This window comes from Pseudomonas sp. AGC41 (assembly GCF_057334555.1).
The window spans coordinates 48,547-49,468 of the sequence record NZ_JBHFJB010000115.1; the positions used below are offsets into that span (position 1 = coordinate 48,547).

Below are 922 nucleotides of genomic sequence, written 5' to 3' on the forward strand. Positions count from 1 at the left end.
CCCCCCCCCCCCCCCTCCCACAGGGTTTGCTGCTTCATCCATGGAACCTGCCGCTGAAATCACCCGCAGGGCGCAACGCCCGGGCGTAGCAGAACAGGAACAGGTTGCGCACCAGCTCCTTGAGCACCAGCGGCTCACTGGAATTGAGGCTGTTGAGGTCCAGATCGCCTTGGTCCTGCAGTTCGTTCAAGGCTTCTTCTTCAAGCACCGCACAGACTTCGCCGGTTTCCCGATGCAGGATCCTGAGGTAGGGATGTGGGCGGTCCAGCCAGGCATCGATCAAATAAGTCATGGTTCTCATCTCCTTGATGGGGTTCGATGAGAATAATTCTTATTCGCTAAATAGCAAGTCTCTATTGGCGCAACGCTGGTTTTTCTGACGATGGGTTGGGATGGCTCAGGTCATCCGCAACTGGCGGGCCTGGCGAAACGGCGGGGCGAAGCAGCATCCCGCGCGTGACGCGGGATGGGCGTGTGACAGGTTCAGACCTTCCTGACGAACTCGGATTTGAGCTTCATCGGGCCGATGCCGTCGATCTTGCAGTCGATGTCGTGGTCGCCATCGCACAGGCGGATGTTCTTCACCTTGGTGCCGACCTTGACCACCAGCGAAGTACCCTTGACCTTGAGGTCCTTGATCACGGTGATGGTATCGCCGTCCTGCAGGACGTTGCCGACCGAATCTTTTTTCACCGTATCGTCGGACGGCGCTTCAGCTTCGCCGCTGGCGGACCATTCGTGGGCACACTCCGGGCAGACCAGTTGAGTACCGTCTTCGTAGGTGTATTCGGAATTGCATTTCGGGCAGGGAGGCAACGTGCTCACTAAGGTTCCTTGGGTATCAGGAGGTCAAAAGGGCGCACATTGTATAGGGTTTTGTTGCGGGGCGGGTGATACGGGGCTTTCGTGGGGGGGGGGGGGG

Annotated in this window: 2 protein-coding genes; both read right to left on the minus strand. The window is 58.6% G+C overall.

What is annotated here, in order from left to right; all coding sequences use genetic code 11:
* Positions 1-34 precede the first annotated feature (34 nt).
* The gene (locus ACE04F_RS19370; protein ID WP_053125388.1) at positions 35-292 is read right to left on the minus strand and encodes a PA4570 family protein; all 258 of its coding nucleotides are present in this window, start codon (positions 290-292) and stop codon (positions 35-37) included.
* 191 nt (positions 293-483) lie between these two features.
* Entirely contained in the window at positions 484-825 is a 342-nt protein-coding gene (locus ACE04F_RS19375; protein ID WP_030140290.1) for a zinc ribbon domain-containing protein YjdM, read from the minus strand.
* Positions 826-922: the final 97 nt, after the last annotated feature.

Coding starts and splice junctions, on each gene's coding strand:
- ACE04F_RS19370 (WP_053125388.1), bottom strand. CDS start 292: ATGACTTATTTGATCGATGCCTGGCTGGACCGCCCACATCCCTACCTC.